Source organism: Nonomuraea turkmeniaca (assembly GCF_005889735.1).
Classification (GTDB): domain Bacteria; phylum Actinomycetota; class Actinomycetes; order Streptosporangiales; family Streptosporangiaceae; genus Nonomuraea; species Nonomuraea turkmeniaca.
This window is the reverse complement of record NZ_VCKY01000002.1, coordinates 19017-39189: the sequence shown is the minus strand read 5'-3', so window position 1 is coordinate 39189 and position 20173 is coordinate 19017. Positions and strand designations below refer to the sequence as shown.

The window sequence follows — 20173 nt, the reverse complement described above, 5'->3', positions numbered from 1 at the left end:
GGTGACAGCGCGATCACCGCCGCGCAGAGCGTAATGAGAAACGATCTTCCTAAGTGCCTGAAGGGAACCATGGTGCTCCTTTGGAAAGAGTTGTCGCGGTCCGCCCTAGCAGTCGGACACCCCGCCCCCGCCGCACTCGCCGACGAAGTCCTCGCAAGGGGAGGTGGTTACTGACGCCTTCCTCGAGCCATGGGGCGAGTGGGGACGCGACCCCACTCGCCCGCCCAGTATGCCGAGATCGTCCCGTGCCGGGCGCGGGCTCGATCCATGATCCTCACTGCTTGTCGGGAGTACCGTCGGCGGCGACGCCGATCACCGTGCGGTCGCTGTAGGTCCGCCGTTCCGTCCGGACGACGCGCAGGTCGGCGTCCAGCACGGGGAAGATGTGCACAGGTGTGAGCGTCAGCTGCGCCTGGCCGCGCTTGCCCCGGTCGATGTCGATCTCCAGGTGGCCGTAGTGCTTGCCACCCGAGGTCAGCTGTGGTGTGCCCCCGGCGTTCTCCCACATCTCGGGCTCACTCTGGTCCGCCGTCCACTGGCTGAAGCCGTTGTAGTTCAGGGGTGGGCTGTCCAGCGTCGACCCGTCGCGACGAACCCCGCGCAGACCGTCGCCGGAGACGCCGACGTCGTAGTAGTGCACTCCGACGCCGTCCCCGTCGGCGTCGACGAAGCTCCGCTCGAACATCTCGCTGTGACCGGAGAGGACCGCCGCCACGCCGTACCGCTCGAACAGATCGTGGTAGATCCGCATCGGCGTGCCCCCCTGGCCGGAGGTGAGCGCGTGGTTCATGGGCAGGCCGTGCTCTCCGCTGCTGTAGGGCGCATGATGGAACTGCACGAGAACGATCTGGCCCGCGGCACGGGCGGCGCGCAGCTGCTCCTCCGCCCAGGTCCACTGCCGGCTGCCGGGGTTGAAGGCGGACAGGTCACGTCCACCGGCCGCCTCGTACTCGGCGCGGGTGAAGTTCTCCTGGGTGTCGGTTCCCGGGCCGGTGTACTGCCGGCCGGTCAGTTTCACCGAGGGCGGATAGGCGGCCGCTCTGTCGTCGGGCTCGCCGTTGTTGCTGTCCAGCGTGAGCACCGTGACCGGTCCGTAGTCGACGCGGTAGTAGTTGTCACGGTGCTCGGGCGTGCCGTTGTCGGGGGCGTCGAAATAGGCGTGATACTTCGCGCGGGATCGTACGACCGGGGTGCGGTCCTGAGGCGTGCCGTACCCGCCGTTGAGCGCACCGAAGCTCTCCCAGTTTCCGAAGGCTGGCAAGATCGGAATGTTGGTCAGCAGGCTGCCGCTCGCGCCTGCGGTGTGGCGGAAGAACTCATCCCAACCGGGCTGGTATCCGCCGCCCTGGACGAGATCGCCGGTGAAGAGCACCGCGTCCGGCGCGCGTTCTTCCACCGTCGCCAGGTTGACGCGCAGTCCCTCGTCCTCCGTGAGCGGATATCGCAGCACAGGGGAGCTCAGCAGGGTCGTGGTGCCATAGGTGCGATCCCAGAGCGATCCCGGGGCGGCGGACGGACGCCCCGTGCTCCCGGTCGCCAGCGCGCCCGGCGCCCACTCGCGCCGTTGCAGGCGGCCAAGGGGCTCGGTCTCGGAATCGGACATCGCGATGAGTCTGATGTGCTTCCAGTGGTTCTTCGCCGGCGCGGTCCGGAAGGTTCCGCGGTGTGGTACTCCGCCCTGCTCCACGGTGTAGTGGTAGCGGCTGCCCGGCCGCAGATCATCGATCCTGATGGTGTGCTTGTGGTTCTCCTGCCCTCGCAGCCACGATCCCTTGTCCAGGCCCGGGATCTCCTGCGCGAGCTCGCGGTCGGTGTAGGCCAGCTCAGGCCGCAGATCCCCGGCGACCTCGTAGGTCCTCGGGCGACCGATGCCCGGCCCGAGAACGGTCAGCCGCCCCGGCCGGCCGTCCTCGGTGAACCACGTGAGCGTGACTCCTGAGGAGCTCGGGCTCTGCAGGTAGGGAAGGATGCGGAACTCCGACTGTGGCTGCGCCGCCGCCGCGGGTGAACCGAGGACGCCGATGGGCAGCAGGCCCGTGATCAGCGCCACGGCCGCGTACGCCGTTTTCCTCTTGCGCATCGATGCTCCTCAGTGCCGCAGTTTCACTTCGCCGACGACGATGCGATGGTCGGAGTACGGGGTCGAGATGACCCAGCCGGACTGGGCGTCGACCTTGAAGTGACGGTGGTCGACGAAGATGAAATCGATCTTCCGGTTGCTCTGGTACGGGCGGTTGTAATCGTCAGGGAGGCCGTCGGCGCCCATGGTCCACTCGCCTTGGCGATGCGGGCAGTCCTCGATCCCGAGGACCCACCGCCGGATGTTGCCGTGCCAGCGCGGGTCCTCGCCGTCGACCTCGTCGAAGACGCCCCGGCCGTCGCACTTGGCGTAGAAGAGATCGAGTGAGGGCAGGAAGGGCAGTTCGTTCAGGTCTCCGAGCAGAGCGACCGGCATCCGCCTGGTCATCGGGGTGATGGTGTCCGCGATCAGCTTCGCCTGGGCGTAGTTGATGGACCGCCCGTAGAAGGGGTCTTTGGTGATGTCGGGATTGTTGGGGAAGCTCGTCTCATTGATGATGACCAGCGGCACCTCGGTGTGCGTGACGCAGGCGCGGATGACGGCGGCGTTCGGCACGCCGACGTCGCCGCAGACGAGTTTGCGGTACCTCTCGCGGTAGTGGTAGCCGAGGTCCAGGTAGGGGGTGTCGCCGAACATCACCCGCTGGGAGGGATACTTGCTCAGCAGACCCATGACGTACCAGCCATCTGGGTTCACGACCGGGTCGTAGCAGTTGGGGATCTTGTAGTTGGTCACGACGACCTGTTCGGAGAGCCCCTCGTAGCCCGGCTTGGCCTTCAGCCGGTCCCTTAAGGCGACCCACTGTGTGTAACACATCTCGTTGAGGCCGATGATCTCGGCGTTCTGTTCGGAGATCTTCGCCACCGTGTCGTCGACCGGTGCGCCGGTGCTGCCCTTGTTGAAGCCGTTGCCGGCGAAGTTGAAGTCGAGCATCCGGATCTTCCGGTCGCTCTGCGGGGCTGACGGTGTGACGCTCGCGTCGGCAGCGAGGGGCGTCGTCAGGAGCAGGGCGACAGCCGTGGCAGCCGCAGCGATGGGACGTCTCATGACCACCCTCCAGGGTGAAGACGATGACCGGCATTCCTGTCTAGACCGGTATTTTCGCCGGAACGTAACACCGCAGCGGAAGGCGTGGCAAGAGGGGTGTGTGGGAACCGCGCGCCTTTTGCGGTGGTTCGGGAGGGCCGGGTCAGCGGCCGGCAGACCGGCTGACGTGCATCTGGATGGCATAACGGTCGCCCCGGTAGAGTGACCGGCCGAATTCCACGACGTTGCCCATGGTGTCCACGGCCGTGCGCTCCACGAGGAAGGCGGGATCGTACGCCGGCACCTCGAGGTGCTTGGCCTGTGCGGGGCTGAGCCGGGCGATCGAGACGGTCTGCTCGGCGGTCTCCAAGCGGACGCCGAACACCTTGCCCAGCACCTCGTACAGGGAGTCGTCCCGGCCCATCTCGGCCAGCAGGGCAGGGAAGCGGGTTGCCGAAAGGTTCGTCCGCTCCAGAGCCATGGCGATGCCGTCCGCGGTGCGCACCCGTTCGATCGAGTGGACAGGGTCGCCGGGCGCGACGCCGAGGCGGGTGGCGACGTCACGTGGCGCCGGCCGGGTGCGGCTCCGGTAGCTCTTCGCGCCTGGCACCATGCCGCGCATGCGCATGTCCTCGCTGAACGAGCGGAAGATCTCCGAGTGGACGAGCGTCGGATGCTGGACGAACGTGCCGCGGCCCGCCACTCGGCGCACCAGGCCCTGGGACTCCAGTTCGACCATGGCGTTGCGCACGGTCATTCTGGCCGCTCCGAAGCGTTCGGCCAGCACACGTTCGGACGGCAGGAGCTCGCCGTCGCGGGACTCCAGCACCAGCGCCGTAAGGACGTCTTTGATGCGCTGGCCCTTCGGCCGCCCGTCGTTCGCAGTGAAGACTTCGGGCGCGACATTCTTGGGTTCGTGTCGCGGCCTTGGCACCGCGGGCTCCTCATCTGTCGGGTCGGACGCCTCATCCTATGAGCAGTTTCGTCTGAGGGCGTCCACGATCAGGCATTGACATTCGGTCTATACCAGTATTAGCGTCCGCGCCATGGTGCGATCAACCGATCCAGGGAGGGCCGAATGTTTCGCACTCGTCGCAACGTTGTGGCCGCGCTCGGCCTGCTGACCATCGGTCTCACGGCCTGCGCGCCGAGCGCGCCCGAGAGTGGGGCCCCCAGCGGAGCCGCGCAGGAGATCACCCTTGACGTGTGGGGTTGGCGTCAGGAGGACGTGGCCGCTTACGAGAAGATCTTCAAGATCTACGAGGACGCCCACCCAGGCGTGAAGGTGAAGTACGTTCCGTACAAGTCCACGGAGTACGACACCATCCTGCGCACAGGGCTCGCCGACGCCAACGGCCCCGACGTGGCGCAACTGCGCTCCTACGGTCTGTTGCAGCCGCTTGTCGCCGCGGGCAGCCTTGTGCCGCTCGACGGCGAGGTCAAGGAACTGAGCGCATTCCCCGAGACGGTCCTGGACGGCGCGCGCGGTGTGAGCGACAAGCGCGTGTACGGTGTGCCCTTCGCCATCCAGACACTGCACGTCATCTACAACAAGACCCTTTTCGACAAGCACGGCATAGCCCCGCCCGCGACCTGGCAGGAGATGACGGCGGCCTTCGACAAGCTCGCGGCCGCCGATGTCATCCCGCTCGCGGCGACGGTGACGGACACCTGGATGCTCCCGATCCAGCAGGAGATCTTCGGTGCCACCACCTACGGCGGACAGGACTACCTCAAGCGCATGCTGGCCGGCGAGGCGAAGTTCACCGATCGCCCCTGGGTGGACTCGCTGACGACGTGGAAGGGCACCAGCAAGTACTGGGGTCCCCAGTTCGCGGGCACGAGCTACACCGACGCCCAGGCCCTGTTCACCTCGGGAAAGGCGGCGATGTTCCCGGGCGGGATCTGGGAGCTCGCGGCCTTCGCGAAGGCCGATCCCCATCTGCAACTGGGCATCTTCAACGTCCCAGCGGCACCCGGCGCCGCGGTCACCAAGACCCTCGTGCCCGGCTTCGTCGACGGTTCGTTCGGTGCCTCGGCCAAAACGCCTGACAAGGCGGCGGCTCTCGACCTGATCCGCTGGATGGCTTCCGCGGAGTTCGGGCAGGCCTTCTCCAAGGAACTGCGGCAGATCTCCGCAGTGCCCGATGTCGCGCCAGCGGACCCTCTCCTCGCGCAGGCGCTGACCGCGTACACGGCCGACCCCAGCCCGTACGTCACCTATGCCTACTTCTCCGGAGGCACGCCGACCGCCTGGGACCTGGCTTCGGAATCGCTGTCGAAATTCGTCCTCGGCCGCTCCACCGCCCAGGAGGCGGCCAAGCACGTCCAGCAGGGTGTTGACCAATGGTTCAAGCCGACGCAGTGAAGCCAGGCGTGCGGTGGCCGGGACGCGAACGAGGACGTTATCGCGCCAATCGTGTTTCCTGGCGCTGGATAGCGGTGTTCTGCCTGCCGGCCCTCGCACTCTACGGGCTCTTCGTCGTCGTCCCCCTCGTGACCGCCTTCTACTACGGCCTCTTCCGGTGGGAGGGTATTCGCCAGGCGGAGTTCGTGGGCCTGGGCAACTATGGCGAAGTGCTGACCCGCTATCCGCTGAGCGAGGAGATCCCCACCGCGCTGTGGCACAACGTGCTCTTTTTCGTGGGCACCATGGCCATCCAGAACACCATCGGCCTCGGGCTCGCTGTCCTGCTGTATCGCAACCCCCGCGGCAAGCGGTTCTTCCAAACGGTCTTCTCGCTCCCCTACCTGATCAGCCCACTGATCGTCGGTTACATCTGGTCGCTGTTGCTGAGCCCGGCGTTCGGCCCGGTCAACTTCATCCTGCGTACAGTCGGGCTGGAGTCGTGGGCGCGACCGTGGCTGGGTGAACCGGACACCGCGCTGCCTGTGCTCATCCTCGTCAACGCGTGGCAGTGGGTCGGAGGTCCAATGTTGATCTTCCTCGCCGCGCTGGGTGGCATTCCCCGCGAACTGGAGGAAGCGGCGGCGATGGACGGAGCCTCCGCCTTCCGGACCTTCTGGAGCGTGCGCTTCCCACTGCTCATGCCGGCGGTGGGGGTCATCACTGTGCTGACGTTCATCGGGTGCTTCAACATCTTCGATCTGGTCTACGCTCTGGGCGGATCGGACGGAGGTCCGGGAGGCGCGATGGACGTGCTGGGCCTGCTCTACTACCGCACAGCCTTCGAGGGCGGCACGAACGCGATCGGCGAATCCTCCGCACTCGCCATGATGATCTTCGCGTGTGTCTTCGGGGTCTCCGTCGTCCTGGAACGGTTCCTGCGCCGCCGCGAGGTGACCCTGTGACCGGGCCGGTGGCACAGGTGCGCCGGCGGCGACTGCCGGGGCTCGCCGCCCAGCTCATGTTGTGGATCTACGCTGCGATCGCCTTCGGACCGCTCGTCCTGGTGGCGCTCGGGTCGTTCCGCTCCAACGCCGATATCCTTCAGCGGCCCGTGGGCCTGCCGGACTCGCTCGATCTGGGCAACTATCTCCGTGCCTGGGAAACCGCCTCGGTCTCGACCTACTTCACCAATTCGATCCTGGTCACCGTGGGCGCGGTCGCGTTGTGCGTGGCGGTGTCGGCGACGGCCGCCTATGCCTTGTCCCGCTGGCGATTCCCTGGTCGTGCCCTTCTGGCGGCGTTCTTTCTGTCCGGGTTGATGATCCCGGCCAAACTCGGGTTGCTGCCGGTGTTCTACATGTTCCAGTCCATGGGACTGATCGATACCCGGCTTGGCCTGATCCTCCTCTACGCGGCGAGCGGCGTGCCCTTCTCGATCTTCGTGATCATGGGGTTCATGCGCGGCCTGCCGACCGAGCTGGAGGAGGCCGCCCGCCTGGACGGCGCCGGTGAAGGACGGTTGTTCGTGTCAGTCGCGCTACCGCTCATGCGGCCCGCGCTGGCCGTGGTCACGGTGTTCCAGTTCGCGCCCACGTGGAACGACTTCTTCTATCCGCTCGTCCTGCTGAGAAGCAGCGACAGGTACACCATCCCGGTGGGGCTGACCCGCTTCTTCGGCGAGTTCGCCACCGATCGCGCAGCGCTCTTCGCCGGGCTGGTGATCGCACTCGTGCCGCTCGCCCTGATCTTCGCGTTCGCCACGAGACAGATCATCTCCGGATTGACGGCAGGGATGTCCCGGTGAGACCACACCAGACCTTCGTCTGCATTGACGGGGGCAAATCCGAGCTGCGCCTGCTGGCGATCGACGGGGAGCGCCGTGAGTACGCCGTTGGCCCCGGCCTGACGTACCACCCGCACGAGGACGGCATCACGCGCATCCTCGACAGCGTCCAGATCGCGTCGTTCAGGCTGGCACATCCCGTGGCCCCTGATGCGGTGATCGCGGGGCTCACCGCGGTGCCTGGTGACCCGGCTCACCGACGCCTGCTCGCACGGCGTCTGGAGAAGTTCTTCCGTTGTCCGGCGCTGGTGGTGGAAGACGGTCTGCTGGCTCACGCCGGTGCGCTCGCCGGAGTAGGCACGGTGATCTGCGCGGGCACCGGCACCACAGTTCTGGGCATCGGCGAATCCGGCCGAGAAGTCAAAGTCGACGGCTGGGGCCCTGCTCTCGGTGACCGCGGCAGCGCCTACGCCATCGGTCTCGCGGGGATGCGAGCGGCGACAGCGGCACATGACGGCACCGGTCCCGCCACGCAGCTCGCCCACCGGTTGACGCGCGAACTCGGCGGAACGGACCTGGCGAGCCTGCAGGCGTTCTACCGGGACGCCGAGCTGGTCGCGCGCATCGCGGGATTCGCCCGCGCTGTCGTGGAGGCAGCCGATGGCGACGAAGTGGCCGGCACGATTTGCCATGAGGCCGCGGACCATCTCGCCGCGTCCGCGGCGACGGCGGCCGCACGGCTGCCGGAGGTGGGCAGCCGGGTCTCGTGGAGCGGCCGGCTGCTCGAACCGGGCGGAATCCTGCACAAGAGGCTGGCCGCCACACTCGCCGATCGTGGGTTGGAGCTGGTGCCGCCGCTGGCCGGCCCGTTGGAAGGCGGGCCGGTGCTCTTCCGGCAGGAGGAGCCCTACCGATCTGTGTTGTCACGGCTGCGTATCGAAACCTGAGGTGGACATGAGAGTGGGACACGGCATCGATCACCTTGAGATTGTCGCCGGGGAGGCGATGGGGGGATACGCCGACCGGCTTCACGGGCTGTCCGGCGTCCTCGACGCTCTCGAGATCCATGCCGTCACCTTCGCGGACGGGGAGCGCAGGTTCGCCCTCATCGTGGCGGACCTGGTGTGTGTGAACGGCGACGTCGTGGAGCGCGTCCGTGCCGCCGTGCGCGAGCTGGGCGTCGACTCCTGCTGGGTCGCGGCGACCCATACGCATGCCGGCCCGGAGGCGGGCTGCAGTCCTGGCGGTGCCCCGACACCTCCGGAACTCGCCGAGCGCGTCGTGTCAGCGGCGCTGCGGGCCGCCGCCGCCGCGCTCAAGGGCGAAGGCGACGCCACGGTCCACACGGAGCGCGTACAGGTTCCAGATCTTGCCAGCCGCCGGCACCTCCCGGAGTGGCGGGCGATCGACATACCGGTGGACGTGATCGTGGTCAGCTCGGCGGGCCGGGTGGCCGGCGCGGTCGTGGTTTCTCCCGTGCATCCCACGGTCCTCCCGGCCGACAACCACCACGCCAGCGCCGACCTCAGCGGAGGCATCAGGCGCGCGCTCCGCACAGACGCGTGCTGGGTGGTGGTGGCCACCGGAGCTGCCGGCGACATCAGCACCAGGCACACCCGGCGGGGACGCGATCAACACGAGATCGACCGGCTCGGCACACTCGTGGCCACTCGCCTCCACCCCACGGTCCAGCCTGCGGACGCACCGCGGAACGCGTCGGTGGTTCCGGCGGTGTCCACACGTGTCCGGCTCGCGGCGAAACGGCCGGAAGAGGCGGTGGTCCCCGATGACGTCGGTGTCACCGACGAGCGCGGCCAGAGCGTCCTCGAACAGGGGCGACGGATCGCACGCGACATGATGGCTGGTGATCACTCCGATCCCTACGAGATCGAGGTGCAGGCGGTCGGCCTGGACGCGGTCACGCTGGTGGCCGTGCCCGGCGAGCTGTTCTTGGAATTGGGAGAGAAGGTACGTGCCGCGGCAGCCGCGCCCGGCATCGACGTCGTCGTCATCGGCTACGCCAACGGCTATCTCGGATACCTCCCGAGCCGTGACACCCCCACGAGCTACGAGACCTTGGTCAGCCCGGTCGCCGAGGGGAGCGGCGAACTCGTCGTGGCGGCCGCGATCGACGCGGCCGGGCAAATCATGAACCGGAGGAGCAGAGATGGCCGAGTCTGAGTTCGCGGCCCACGCCACGGCCCTGATGAGCCGGGTGCTGGGCACGCAGATGCCCGCCATACGGGAGGCGGCCGCTCTGGTGGCCGATTCGCTGGCCGCAGGCGGTGTCCTCCAGTCGTTCGCCACCGGACACTCGAGGATCGTGGCTCTCGAACTCACCGGACGTGCCGGCGGGCTCGCGTCCGCGGGCATGCTGAGCGTCAAAGACCTGGTGATGTTCGGCGGAGTGGACCCCGGGGAGATCCTGGACCCTACGTACGAACGGGTTCCCGGCCTCGCCGAGCGGATCTACGAGCTCGCGCGGCCCGACGCGATCGACCCCTTCCTGATCGTGTCGAACTCCGGCATCAACGCGGCCATCGTCGAGATGGCGCAACTGGCACGCGGGCGGGGGCACCGCGTGGTCGCCATCACCTCCCTCGCCCACACCCGCTCGCCGTCCGCGCGGCACACCGCCGGACCTCACCTGGCCGACCTCGCTGACGTGGTCATCGACAACTGCGCCCCCATCGGGGACGCCTGCGTAGAGCTCACACCGGAGATCCGCATCGGTGCGGTTTCCTCGCTGACCGGCGTGCTCATCGCCCAAGTGCTCACCGAACTCGTGTGCCGTCGCCTGATGGACCGGGGAGCCGGCGTGCCGGTGTTCGTGTCGGCGAATCTCGCCGCTGGTGACGACCACAATGCGGCTCTCTGGGAGCGGTACGGCAAGCGCGTGCGCCCCGTGGAACCTTGATGGTGGCGAAGGCGGGGATACGAGGGCATCCCCGCCTTCGTTCTTCAGGCGCCCTCGGCGGCCTTCAGCTCCGCCTGCTGCTCGACCTCCTGGATCTGCTCCTCGGTCACGACCAGGCTGCCGAACTGCTTGACCGCCTGATAGTACGTCCAGGCGAGCCCGTCGCACGTGGATTTGGACACCCCTGAGTACCGGGCGCAGACCTGTTTCATGTCGAAGTAGAACGCGTCGTCAATTCGTGACTTGTTCGCCGGGAATTGGTTGACGGACTTGTAATTGCGGTAACCGAAATCGTGCCGCCGGCAGGGCGTGCGGAAATCGAAGCCGAGCGGCTGGTCGGGGCTGCTGGAGCACAGGTCGGTGGACCAGTCGAAGGCGTAGTCGGCCCAGGCCCCTTGGTTCTGCCAGGCCGAGAGCCATGCGCCGGCGCCGGTGGCGGTGGGCTGGGAGAAGGCGGACAAGGCGGCGAGCTTCTGCTCCAGCGTGACCGCTTGGGCGGGTAAAGCGAGTCCGAGTACGGTGCCCAGGGAGAGGGCGAGCATGACGAGGGCGCGTCTGACCGTTCTGACCATGAGGAGTACCTGCTTGCTGCTCGGAGCCGGTGCGTGTCATGGCAAGGTTCGCCTGCCGCCCTCACGATGAAGCGAAAAGCGCGGAAATGCAGAAGCAGATTGTGCTCAATTTTTCGCCGGGCTTCGCCGAAGGTCGCTCTTTACAAAGAGTCAATGGCGTGGATAGTGCCTGGCTCAGCGATAGTAGCCCTCGACGGGAACGCGAGCCTCCGCGTACAGGGCCGGACCCTCGGACGGAGGGTCGGCGAAGGCGCTGCCGGGCGGCTTGAGGCCGTCGAGCTGCTCGCCTGACAGCGCGTAGACGACGCGGCCCAGGCCCGAGCGGGCGATCGCGCCCGCGCACATGCCGCAGGGCTGGCAGCTCGTGTACATGGTGGTGGCGGCCGCGGCGGCCGCGTCGAGCTCGCGGGCGGCCCAGCGGGCGAGCTTGAGCTCCGGATGCGCGGTGATGTCGCGGTCGGTCAGCGAGGTGTTGCGCTCCTCGGCCAGGATCGTGCCGTCCGGGCTCGCCAGCAGCGAGCCGAACGGCGGGTTGCCGCCCGCGCGGGCGTCCGCCGCCAGCTCGATGGCGCGGCGCAGGAGATTCTCCTCGTCCAGGGTCACAGGTGCTCCTTCGTCGATCAGGATTGTTGCAGGCGGCGGATCACGGCCTGTTTGGCGAGGGCGAACTCCTCGTCCGTCAGCACGCCCGAGCGGTGCAGCTCGCCCAGCTCGGCCAGGCGGCGCAGGACCGCGTCGTGCACGTCGTCGGCGCCCGGCGGAGGCGGCGGGAGCTCGGGCACGTCGCGCGGGATGCGGGCGAGCACGGCAGCGGCCACCAGGGCGGTCGCGCCGCCGAAGCGCTGGATCCCCCACGACACGCACCGCAGGTCCTTCTGCGGCTGCTGGGCCGGGCCCTCGCCCTTGATCCGGAAGCGGAGCGTGCCGTAGCCCATGCCGGACTGCGGCTTCCACTCCACGCCGGACACATCCGACAGCGGGTACTCCTGCGGCCCCGCCTTCTCCTTCTCCGTGCTGGCGAATCCGGTCCACTCCAGCCGCACCCGCTCGCCGTCGAAGATGGCCGTGCCGTCGCCGGCGGTGGCGGAGATGGGCACGTCGGGCCCTGGCAGCAGGTAGTCCTCGCAGGGGCCGGTCGGGGTCTGGTAGACGACCAACGTGTCGCGGACCTCGTCGGCGAAGTATTCGGCCGCGCCCGCGCGGGTCTTCGGGATCGACAGCCGGTACGGGTCCGCAGGCGACGTCAGCGCCCCCGCCACCACGTCCGACAGCGGATCGGCGCCCTTGCGCAACCGTAAACGCAGGTGCCCGCCCTTGCGGGCCGGCTCGAACGCCACCCCCGCGATCGCGTCGCGCGGGACCACCACCTCGCCCAGCGTCCTGCGCAGATCATGGACGTCCTTGTCGCTGCCTGGCACGACGCGCAGGATTTCGCCGTTGAACGTCCAGGAGCCGTCAGGGACGGCGATCTCGGCCATATTCTCACCCTAAGACAGAGAGGATCGTGATGGAGATCTTCACGAGCTGGCCGTCCTGGACGCACGCGGAGGTCCCGCTCGCCAGGGCGCTCCCGGCGACCACCGTGGACACGTTGCGGGAGGCGGTCGCGTTCGCCGGGCGGTGGCACGGGGCGCAGCAGCGGCCGACCGGGCGGCCGTACGTGGAGCACTTGCTCGAGGCGCTGGAGGTGGCGGTGGCCGGCGCCGGGATCCACGACCGGGACGTGCTGGTGGCGATCGTGCTCCACGACGTGCTGGAGGACACGCCGTGCACCGAGCGGGAGATCGCGCGGCGGTTCGGGGGCCGGGTGGCGGAGCTCGTGCGCTGGGCGAGCAAGCCGCGCGGCGCGGCGAAGGCGGACTACCTCGGCTCGCTCGTCAAGGCCCCGCCGCAGGCCGTGCTCGTGAAGCTGGCCGACCGGGCGAGCAACGTGCAGCAGTTGCAGCGGATGTCGTGGCGGTTCCAGCGGCGCTACTACCTCGAGACCGTCGCGTACATCATGCCGCTGGCCGGAGCCCACCCGTGGTTCGCAGAGTGGTACGCCGAGTGGCGCCGGCTCTGGCGTCGTGTGGAGCGCTGGCCGGCCTAGCCCGTCAGCCGGGCCAGCCGGTTGCGTACGCCGTCGAAGTGGGCGGTCACGGCGGCGGCCGCGGCCGGGCCGTCGCCCGCCAGGACGGCGGTGTAAATGTCGCGATGCCGCCTGGCCACGTCCCCCGGCGGCTCGTCCGGCGTGCCCAGGTGGTCGCGCAGCTGGTAGTAGACGTCCCAGAACGCCCCCAGCAGCTGGCTCACGAGTGGGTTGCCGAGCGGCCGGTAGAGCAGGTCGTGGAAGAGGCGGTCGGTCTCGGGCGAGACCAGGCCCTGCTCCGCCTCGGCGTCCATCCGGGCGATGACGTCGGCCACCGGCGTCAGGTCGGTCCCGGAGCCCAGGTCGATGAGGCGCTGGACGAGGCCGCGCTCCAGGATCTCGCGGATCTCGACGAGGTGGGCGAGGTGGTTCTTGCCGTTCTGCAGCGTGATGCGGCTGTGGAAGGCCAGCTCGTCCACCAGCCCGGCCAGCGACATGCGGCCCACGAACATGCCGAAGCCGTGGCGGATCTCGACGATGCCGACGGCCTGCAGCGCCTTGAGCGCCTCCCTGATCGAGTTGCGGCTCACCTGGAGTTGCTCCATGAGCTCGGACTCCGTCGGCAAGGGGTCCCCGGCCAGCAGCCCGCGCCGGACGATCAGGTCCTTGACGCCCTCTTGGGCCTCGACGGCTCGGCTGGGCCGGGCCGGACGCGGGACAGCGGTCATGAAGGATCCTTTCGTCGTAGGTAACAATCCTGAAATCTTCTGTTGACCTCAAGCGCGTGCAGCATTTAGCGTCCACGTTACGCACAACATAGGACATGGGATGTCCCACGTTCTACATTCGAGGCATTCAGGAGGCATCCGTGAGCTCTGAGTTCAGCCGCCGTGACTTCCTGCGTTTCAGCGGGGCGACGGGTGCGGCGGCGTTCATCGCGGCCACCCTCTCCGCCTGTTCCGGCGGCCCGGCCTCGACCGGCTCGGTAGGCGCCGGAACCAACAAAGATCTGATCACCGCCGTCATCGGGTACGGCAACGACCAGAGCTGGGACCCCACGCAGACCGCGTCGGCGTTCGCGATGGCCGGGATCAACCACATCTACGAGGGACTCCTCGACACCGACCCGATCACCCGCGAGCCCTACCCGGCGCTGGCCACCGCGCTGCCGTCCGACCTCAACGCCACCACCTGGACGTTCACCCTGCGGGACGGCGCCAAGTGGCACGACGGGAAGCCGGTCACAGCCGACGACGTGGTCTTCACCTTCGAGCGCGTGCTCGACCCCGAGGCGAACGTGCTGGTCGGCAACTTCTTCAAGTCCTGGCTGCAGGAGGTGAAGAAGGTCGACGACAAGAACGTCGAGCTGGTCTTCAAGTTCCCGTTCCCGGACGCCGCGCCACGGCTGACGATCGCGAAGATCATGCCGAAGCACGTGTTCGGCCAGGCGGGGGCGTGGGACCAGGCCAAGAGCGGCAAGGCGGTGGGGTCGGGGCCGTACAAGCTGGTCCAGCACAACCCCAAGTCCAACACCTCGTTCGAGGCGTTCGACGGCTACAACGGCCCGCGCCCGGCGACGGTCAAGAAGATGAACTGGCTGACGATCGTGGACGCCGCGGCCCGCGTCGCCAAGATCTCCGGCGGCTCGGCCGAGTCCCAGATCGCCGACAACATCCCGTACGCCAACGTCGAGCAGCTCAAGCAGCAGAGCCTGACCGTCGAGGGCGGCAAGGGCATGAACCACATGTTCCTGATGTTCAACACGGGCGCGAAGCCGTTCGACGACGTACGGGTGCGCCAGGCCCTGCACTACGCGATCGACAAGCAGAAGATGATCGACGTGGCGCTCAAGGGCCACGGCACCGCCTCCAGCTCGTTCCTCAACGAGGGTCACCCGGACCACAAGCGGGCCTCGGTCGTCTACGACTACGACCCGGAGAAGGCCAAGGCGCTGCTCAAGGAGGCCGGCGTCAGCAACCTGACGATCAACCTCATGGCCGTCAACGTCAGCTGGATCGCCGACTGCCTGCCGACCATCGCCTCCTCCTGGGAGGCCATCGGCATCAAGACCACGCTGGAGCCGCAGGACACGGCCGCGTTGTTCACCAAGATGGACCAGTTCCAGGACTACCAGGTGGTCGCGGCGGCCTCGAACCCCAACCAGTTCGGCATGGACGCCGACCTGATCCTGCACTACAACTACGTGCCCGGCGGCCTGTGGATGAAGTACAGCCACTGGGACGGCACCGATGACGCCAAGAAGTTGTTCACGATGATGGACGACGCCGGCAAGGAGACGGACAAGGCCAAGAGGACCGAGCTGATCCACAAATATCTGGACTTCGTGGCTGAGCAGGCCATCCTCTACCCGGTCGTCCACAACGAGCTGATGACCGCCTGGGACCCGAAGAAGTTGTCCGGCATCCGCGCCCAGCCGTACCCCGGCATCAACCTGCTGCAGGCCAAGAGGACATGACGCTCGTCGCCCGGATGCTGCTGCGGCGGCTCCTCATCCTGATCCCCGTGATGCTCGGGGTGGTCGCGTTCGTGTTCATCGTGATGCGCTTCTCCAACAGCAAGCCGGAGTACGCCTACTTCCAGGGCGCGAACCCGACCCCCGAGCAGATCCACCAGTTCCAGCTGGAGAACGGCCTGCTCGACCCGCTGCCGTTGCGTTATGTCCGCTTCGTCGCGGACCTGGCGCAGGGCGACATGGGGACGAGCGTGCTGACCAAGAAACCGGTGCTGGAGTCCGTGACCACCGCGCTGCCGCTCACGCTGCAGCTGACGTTCCTCGGCCTGGCCGTGGCGGTGGTGTTGTCACTGGTGTTCGGCGTGACCGCCGCGTTGTTCCGCGACCGCTGGCCGGACCAGATCATCCGCATGGTGTCGCTGATCGGGGTGGCGGCCCCGGCTTTCTGGCTGGCGCTGCTCATGATCCAGTGGCTGGCGGTCGGCGAGGGCCTGTTCCCCACCGGCGGCTACATCAACCCGGCCGACTCCGTCACCGGCTGGTTGCAGTCGATGACGCTGCCCGCTCTGTCGTTGTCGCTGCCGATCGCGGCCCAGCTCATCCGTATCATCCGCACCTCCATGGTCGAGGAGCTGGACCGCGACTACGTACGCACCGCGATCGGCAGCGGGCTGCCGCCCATCGTGGTCGTCGGCCGGAACGTGCTGCGTAACGCCCTGATCAATCCGCTCACCGTGCTCGGCCTGCGCATCGGCTACCTGATCGGCGGCACCGTGGTGATCGAGACGATCTACGGCCTGCCCGGCATGGGCCAGCTCATGATCAACGCGGTGCGCGACGGCGACCCGGCCGTCGTCCAGGGCGTGGTGCTGACCATCGCGGTCGGCTTCATGGTCGTCAACCTGGTCGTCGACCTCCTCTACCTGCTGGTCAACCCCCGGCTCAGGAGCGCCGCATGAGACGTGGACTGACGGAGCGGCTCTCCCGCCCTGGCATGCGGTTCCGCCGGCTGAAGCCCCTGTCCTGGGTCGCGGTCGGCATCATCGCCGTCGTCGTGCTGGCCGCGCTGCTCGCGCCCTGGATCGCGCCGCACTCGCCGTACTTCCAGGAGGCCGCCGGCGGCGGCCCCTCCGCCGAGCACTGGATGGGCCTCGACAGCGCCAACCGCGACATCCTGTCCAGGCTCCTGTACGGGGCCCGCTGGTCGCTGCTCATCGGCCTCGGCGCGACCGGGCTCGCCCTGGTCGCCGGGGCGATCGTCGGCGCGGTCGCGGCCACCTCGCGCCGCGCGGTCGACGAGACCATCATGCGTCTGCTCGACGTGGTCATGGCCTTCCCCGGCATCGCGCTGGCCGCCGTGCTGGTGGCGGTGTTCGGCGGCAGCATCCCGGTGCTGGTCATGGCCATGGCCTTCCTCTACATGCCGTCCGTGGCCCGGGTCGTGCGGGCCAACGTGCTGGCCCAGTACGGCGAGGACTACGTGGCGGCCGAGCGCATCATCGGCGCCCGCACCCCGCACATCCTCATCAGGCACGTCGCGATCAACTGCGCGGCCCCGGTACTGGTGTTCTGCACGGTGATGGTGGCCGACGCGATCGTGTTCGAGGCGTCGCTGTCGTTCATCGGCGCCGGTGTACGCCCCCCGAACCCGTCCTGGGGCAGCGTCATCGCCGACGGCAAGAATCTGGTCCTGCTCGGCGGCTGGTGGGCCACGGTCTTCCCCGGCCTGCTGATCCTCATCACCGTGCTGGCGCTGAACATCCTGTCCGAAGGCATCTCCGACGCCTGGGCGGCGCCCGCCGCGACCAAGGCCGTCGTCAGGAAGGACGACGCGTTCGAGCAGGCCACACCGGGCTCCGGCGAGGTCGTCGAGCTGCCCGGCCTGGCCGAGGCCGCGCGACGGCTGGCCGAACGTGCCCGCCCGCTCCCGCAGGGCCCGCCGATCCTGGCCGTGGAGCGGCTGCGCATTGGTTTCTCCAGAGGTGGGGACAGCGTCGCGGACTCGGCGACAGTAGACATCGTGGACGGCATCGGCTTCGAGGTGCGGCCGGGCGAGGTGCTCGGCCTGGTCGGAGAGTCCGGCTGCGGCAAGTCGCTGACCGCGCTCACCATCATGGGCCTGCAGCCCCGCGACGCCCGCGTCAGCGGCCACGTGCGCTTCGACCAGCAGGAGCTGCTCGCGCTGCCGCGCCGGGCACGCCGCCACCTGCTCGGCCACGAGATGGCGATGATCTACCAGGACGCGCTGTCCTCGCTGAACCCGGCCATGACCATCAAGGCCCAGCTCAAGCAGCTCACCCGGCGCGGCGGCCGGCGCAGCCCGGCCGAGCTGCTGGAGCTCGTCGGCCTCGACGCCCGCCGCACGCTGCCGTCCTACCCGCACGAGCTGTCGGGCGGTCAGCGGCAGCGGGTGCTCATCGCCATGGCGCTGTCGCGCGAACCCAAGCTGATCGTCGCCGACGAGCCCACGACCGCGCTCGACGTGACCGTCCAAGCCCAGGTCATCGAGCTGCTGCTGCGGCTGCGCGAGGAGCTCGGGTTCGCGCTGATCCTCGTCTCGCACGACCTCGCGCTGGTCGCCGACGTCACCGACCGCGTGGTCGTCATGTACGGCGGCCAGATCGTCGAGGCCGGCGCCACCGCGACCCTGGTCGGCGCGCCCGCCCACCATTACGCCCGCGGCCTGCTCGGCTCGGTCCTGTCGCTGGAGTCGGGCGCCGAGCGGCTCACGCAGATCCGCGGCGTGGTGCCGGCCCCGGCCGACTTCCCGGCCGGGTGCCGCTTCGCCGACCGGTGCCCGATGGCCACCGACGTGTGCCGTACCGAGACTCCGGTGCTGGAAGGGGACGCCACCCACGTGGTGGCCTGCCACCACCCGGCCGTGACCCTCGTGAGGAGTGAGCAGCGTGCTTGAGCTGACCGACGTGCACGTCGTGCACAAGGCCCGCTCGGGCGGGCTGTTCGCGCGCGACCGCGTCTACGCGCTGACCGCCGCGAACCTCACGGTCAACCCGGGCGAGACCGTCGGCGTCGTCGGCGAGTCCGGGTGCGGCAAGTCCACCCTCGCCAAGGTCCTGGTGGGACTGCAGCGGCCGACCGCGGGGACCGTCGTCTTCCGCGGCCAGGATCTGTGGGCCTTGAAGGAGTCCCAGCGGCGGGCGCTGATCGGCTCCAGCGTCGGCATGGTCTTCCAGGACCCGTCCACCGCGCTCAACCGGCGCCTGCCCGTCAGGCAGGTGCTGCGTGACCCGCTCAACGTGCACGGGCGCGGCACCCCGGCCGAGCGCGATGCCCGCGTCCGCGAGCTGCTCGAACTCGTCGGCCTGCCCAGGAGCGCCGCCGACGCGCTGCCGGGGCAGCTGTCCGGCGGGCAGCGCCAGCGGGTGGCCGTGGCCAGGGCGCTCGCGCTCGAACCCGACCTGCTCATCGCCGACGAGCCCACCAGCGCGCTCGACGTGTCGGTCCGGGCGCAGATCCTCAACCTGCTGCTCGACCTGAAGGAACGGCTCGGGCTCGCGCTGGTGTTCGTCTCGCACGACATCCAGACCGTGCGCAGGATGAGCGACCGCGTGGTCACCATGTACCTCGGCAGGATCGTCGAGCAGGCCCCGGCACAGGCCGTGCCGCTGGGGGCCCGGCATCCGTACACGCGGGCGCTGTTCTCCGCGACCCCCGGGCTGATCTCGCCCATCAACCCGATCCCGCTCGTCGGCGCGGTGCCGTCGGCGACGAGGCCGCCGAGCGGGTGCCCGTTCCGCACGCGGTGCTGGCGGGCAGATGACCCCTGTGCCGCGGAGATGCCCGCCGCGCGGACAGACGACGACCACCTCTTCCACTGCCACCATCCGGTGGCGGCGGGAGCGACCGATGTAGAGCTGATCCAGGAGCGTGTATGACGAGTCCCATTGTCGCCGAGTCCGCGACGCTGTCAGGTGTCGCCGAGTCCGCGACGCTGTCAGGTGTCGCCGAGTCCGCGACGCTGTCAGGTGTCATCCCTCCGGTATGCACCCCCATGACCCCCGACTACCAGGTGGACGCCGCCTCGCTCACGCGGCTGGTCGACCATCTGCTGGTGGGCGGGGTGGACGCGCTGTTCGTGCTCGGCTCGTCGTCGGAGGTGGCGTACCTGACGGACGCTCAGCGGCGGGTGGTGCTGGACACCGTGGTCGGGCACGTGGCCGGGCAGGTGCCGGTGCTGGCCGGGGTGATCGACATGACGACGCCGCGGGTGCTCGACCACGCGCGGGTCGCGGTCGAGGCGGGGGTGTCCGGGCTGGTGGCCACCGCGCCGTTCTACACGCGCACCCACCCGGAGGAGATCCGCACGCACTTCCGTACGATCGCCGCCCGCACCGGCCTGCCGGTCTACGCCTACGACCTGCCGGTCTCCGTGCACATCAAACTGAGCGCCGATCTGCTGCTCGAACTGGCCGCCGAAGGGGCGCTGGCCGGGGTCAAGGACTCCAGCGGTGACGACGGCGGCCTGCGTCAGGTCATCATGAGGCGCGAGTCGTCGTTCAGCGTGCTCACCGGGTCCGAGGTGACCGTCGACTCGGCGCTGTGGATGGGCGCCGACGGCGTCGTGCCGGGGCTGGGGAACGTGGACCCGCACGGCTACGTCGAGCTCTACCGTCACGCCTCGCGCGGCGACTGGCAGGCGGCCAGGGCGGAGCAGGAGCGCCTGGTCCGGCTGTTCGAGATCGTCCGGGTCGGTGGCACGCGCATGGGTGGCAGCTCGTCGGGCCTCGGGGCGTTCAAGGCCGCACTGCACCTGCGCGGCATCATCGACTGCCCGATCACCGCGCTCCCGCAGATCCCGCTGAACGACGACGAGATCGGCCAGGTCGGCAAGCTCATGGCCGGGGCCGGGCTGCTCTAGCGCAGGCGGCCCCGGCGGGGCTTGC

At 68.7% G+C, this 20173-nt stretch carries 19 protein-coding genes; 12 read left to right on the top strand and 7 right to left on the bottom strand.

Annotation, left to right across the window (positions count from 1 at the left end; translation table 11 throughout):
* Nucleotides 1–274: 274 nt before the first annotated feature.
* From ETD86_RS00900 to ETD86_RS00890, 3 genes are all read right to left on the bottom strand, one after another.
* A complete protein-coding gene (locus ETD86_RS00900) occupies nucleotides 275–2080 on the bottom strand; it encodes a metallophosphoesterase (protein ID WP_138664132.1) in 1806 nt (601 codons plus the stop codon).
* Nucleotides 2081–2089: 9 nt separating this feature from the next.
* Nucleotides 2090–3127, bottom strand: coding sequence for an endonuclease/exonuclease/phosphatase family protein (locus ETD86_RS00895; protein WP_138664131.1), 1038 nt, complete (start codon nucleotides 3125–3127; stop codon nucleotides 2090–2092).
* 142 nt (nucleotides 3128–3269) lie between these two features.
* Nucleotides 3270–4040 (bottom strand): GntR family transcriptional regulator, encoded by a 771-nt coding sequence (locus ETD86_RS00890; protein ID WP_138664130.1) that lies wholly within the window; start codon nucleotides 4038–4040, stop codon nucleotides 3270–3272.
* A gap of 144 nt (nucleotides 4041–4184) precedes the next feature.
* Between ETD86_RS00890 and ETD86_RS00885 the strand changes: the two genes are divergently transcribed.
* From ETD86_RS00885 to ETD86_RS00860, 6 genes are all read left to right on the top strand, one after another.
* Complete coding sequence (locus ETD86_RS00885) at nucleotides 4185–5474, top strand: ABC transporter substrate-binding protein (protein WP_138664129.1); 1290 nt, start codon at nucleotides 4185–4187, stop codon at nucleotides 5472–5474.
* Between the two features lie 74 nt (nucleotides 5475–5548).
* Nucleotides 5549–6418, top strand: a complete 870-nt coding sequence (locus tag ETD86_RS00880; RefSeq protein WP_246147478.1) for a carbohydrate ABC transporter permease — start codon at nucleotides 5549–5551, stop codon at nucleotides 6416–6418.
* Nucleotides 6415–7260 (top strand): carbohydrate ABC transporter permease, encoded by an 846-nt coding sequence (locus ETD86_RS00875; RefSeq protein ID WP_211369738.1) that lies wholly within the window; start codon nucleotides 6415–6417, stop codon nucleotides 7258–7260. Before ETD86_RS00880 ends, ETD86_RS00875 begins: the two co-directional genes overlap by 4 nt.
* A complete protein-coding gene (locus tag ETD86_RS00870) occupies nucleotides 7257–8186 on the top strand; it encodes an N-acetylglucosamine kinase (RefSeq protein WP_170222812.1) in 930 nt (309 codons plus the stop codon). Before ETD86_RS00875 ends, ETD86_RS00870 begins: the two co-directional genes overlap by 4 nt.
* A gap of 7 nt (nucleotides 8187–8193) precedes the next feature.
* Nucleotides 8194–9420: a hypothetical protein gene (locus tag ETD86_RS00865; RefSeq protein WP_138664126.1), complete on the top strand. Its 1227-nt coding sequence runs from the start codon at nucleotides 8194–8196 to the stop codon at nucleotides 9418–9420.
* On the top strand, nucleotides 9407–10156 hold the full coding sequence (locus ETD86_RS00860; protein WP_138664125.1) for a sugar isomerase domain-containing protein: 750 nt from the start codon (nucleotides 9407–9409) through the stop codon (nucleotides 10154–10156). Before ETD86_RS00865 ends, ETD86_RS00860 begins: the two co-directional genes overlap by 14 nt.
* Nucleotides 10157–10200: 44 nt before the next feature.
* Here the strand turns inward: ETD86_RS00860 and ETD86_RS00855 are convergent, their stop codons facing one another.
* The 3 genes from ETD86_RS00855 to ETD86_RS00845 all read right to left on the bottom strand — a co-directional run bounded on the left by ETD86_RS00855 (nucleotide 10201) and on the right by ETD86_RS00845 (nucleotide 12206).
* Nucleotides 10201–10728, bottom strand: a complete 528-nt coding sequence (locus ETD86_RS00855; protein ID WP_138664124.1) for a phospholipase — start codon at nucleotides 10726–10728, stop codon at nucleotides 10201–10203.
* 174 nt (nucleotides 10729–10902) lie between these two features.
* Nucleotides 10903–11331, bottom strand: coding sequence for a nucleoside deaminase (locus ETD86_RS00850; protein ID WP_138664123.1), 429 nt, complete (start codon nucleotides 11329–11331; stop codon nucleotides 10903–10905).
* Nucleotides 11332–11348: 17 nt separating this feature from the next.
* Nucleotides 11349–12206 carry a DUF4429 domain-containing protein gene (locus ETD86_RS00845; protein WP_138664122.1) on the bottom strand — a complete coding sequence of 286 codons (858 nt, stop codon included), beginning with the start codon at nucleotides 12204–12206 and terminating at the stop codon, nucleotides 11349–11351.
* Between the two features lie 29 nt (nucleotides 12207–12235).
* Here ETD86_RS00845 and ETD86_RS00840 point away from each other — a divergent pair, with 29 nt between their 5' ends.
* Nucleotides 12236–12817 carry an HD domain-containing protein gene (locus tag ETD86_RS00840; RefSeq protein WP_138664121.1) on the top strand — a complete coding sequence of 194 codons (582 nt, stop codon included), beginning with the start codon at nucleotides 12236–12238 and terminating at the stop codon, nucleotides 12815–12817.
* Here ETD86_RS00840 and ETD86_RS00835 read toward each other — a convergent pair.
* On the bottom strand, nucleotides 12814–13524 hold the full coding sequence (locus tag ETD86_RS00835; RefSeq protein WP_138664120.1) for a FadR/GntR family transcriptional regulator: 711 nt from the start codon (nucleotides 13522–13524) through the stop codon (nucleotides 12814–12816). The two genes, ETD86_RS00840 and ETD86_RS00835, sit on opposite strands and share 4 nt — an antisense overlap.
* 140 nt (nucleotides 13525–13664) lie before the next feature.
* Between ETD86_RS00835 and ETD86_RS00830 the strand changes: the two genes are divergently transcribed.
* Genes ETD86_RS00830 through ETD86_RS00810 form a run of 5 tightly spaced genes read left to right on the top strand, consistent with a single transcriptional unit; the run spans nucleotide 13665 to nucleotide 20148 of the window.
* The gene (locus tag ETD86_RS00830; protein WP_246147476.1) at nucleotides 13665–15272 is read left to right on the top strand and encodes an ABC transporter substrate-binding protein; all 1608 of its coding nucleotides are present in this window, start codon (nucleotides 13665–13667) and stop codon (nucleotides 15270–15272) included.
* Nucleotides 15269–16228 (top strand): ABC transporter permease, encoded by a 960-nt coding sequence (locus ETD86_RS00825; RefSeq protein WP_138664118.1) that lies wholly within the window; start codon nucleotides 15269–15271, stop codon nucleotides 16226–16228. Before ETD86_RS00830 ends, ETD86_RS00825 begins: the two co-directional genes overlap by 4 nt.
* Entirely contained in the window at nucleotides 16225–18183 is a 1959-nt protein-coding gene (locus tag ETD86_RS00820; RefSeq protein ID WP_138664117.1) for a dipeptide/oligopeptide/nickel ABC transporter permease/ATP-binding protein, read from the top strand. Before ETD86_RS00825 ends, ETD86_RS00820 begins: the two co-directional genes overlap by 4 nt.
* The gene (locus ETD86_RS00815) at nucleotides 18176–19165 is read left to right on the top strand and encodes an ABC transporter ATP-binding protein (protein ID WP_246147474.1); all 990 of its coding nucleotides are present in this window, start codon (nucleotides 18176–18178) and stop codon (nucleotides 19163–19165) included. The genes ETD86_RS00820 and ETD86_RS00815 overlap by 8 nt, the downstream gene beginning before the upstream one ends.
* On the top strand, nucleotides 19162–20148 hold the full coding sequence (locus ETD86_RS00810) for a dihydrodipicolinate synthase family protein (RefSeq protein ID WP_138664115.1): 987 nt from the start codon (nucleotides 19162–19164) through the stop codon (nucleotides 20146–20148). The genes ETD86_RS00815 and ETD86_RS00810 overlap by 4 nt, the downstream gene beginning before the upstream one ends.
* Nucleotides 20149–20173 lie beyond the last annotated feature (25 nt).

Excerpts from the sequence above, each read along its gene's own strand:
- ETD86_RS00900 (WP_138664132.1), bottom strand. The coding sequence starts at position 2,080 with ATGCGCAAGAGGAAAACGGCGTACGCGGCCGTGGCGCTGATCACGGGC.
- ETD86_RS00895 (WP_138664131.1), bottom strand. The coding sequence starts at position 3,127 with ATGAGACGTCCCATCGCTGCGGCTGCCACGGCTGTCGCCCTGCTCCTG.
- ETD86_RS00885 (WP_138664129.1), top strand. The coding sequence starts at position 4,185 with ATGTTTCGCACTCGTCGCAACGTTGTGGCCGCGCTCGGCCTGCTGACC.
- ETD86_RS00865 (WP_138664126.1), top strand. The coding sequence starts at position 8,194 with ATGAGAGTGGGACACGGCATCGATCACCTTGAGATTGTCGCCGGGGAG.
- ETD86_RS00860 (WP_138664125.1), top strand. The coding sequence starts at position 9,407 with ATGGCCGAGTCTGAGTTCGCGGCCCACGCCACGGCCCTGATGAGCCGG.
- ETD86_RS00855 (WP_138664124.1), bottom strand. The coding sequence starts at position 10,728 with ATGGTCAGAACGGTCAGACGCGCCCTCGTCATGCTCGCCCTCTCCCTG.
- ETD86_RS00845 (WP_138664122.1), bottom strand. The coding sequence starts at position 12,206 with ATGGCCGAGATCGCCGTCCCTGACGGCTCCTGGACGTTCAACGGCGAA.
- ETD86_RS00840 (WP_138664121.1), top strand. The coding sequence starts at position 12,236 with ATGGAGATCTTCACGAGCTGGCCGTCCTGGACGCACGCGGAGGTCCCG.
- ETD86_RS00835 (WP_138664120.1), bottom strand. The coding sequence starts at position 13,524 with ATGACCGCTGTCCCGCGTCCGGCCCGGCCCAGCCGAGCCGTCGAGGCC.
- ETD86_RS00825 (WP_138664118.1), top strand. The coding sequence starts at position 15,269 with ATGACGCTCGTCGCCCGGATGCTGCTGCGGCGGCTCCTCATCCTGATC.
- ETD86_RS00820 (WP_138664117.1), top strand. The coding sequence starts at position 16,225 with ATGAGACGTGGACTGACGGAGCGGCTCTCCCGCCCTGGCATGCGGTTC.
- ETD86_RS00810 (WP_138664115.1), top strand. The coding sequence starts at position 19,162 with ATGACGAGTCCCATTGTCGCCGAGTCCGCGACGCTGTCAGGTGTCGCC.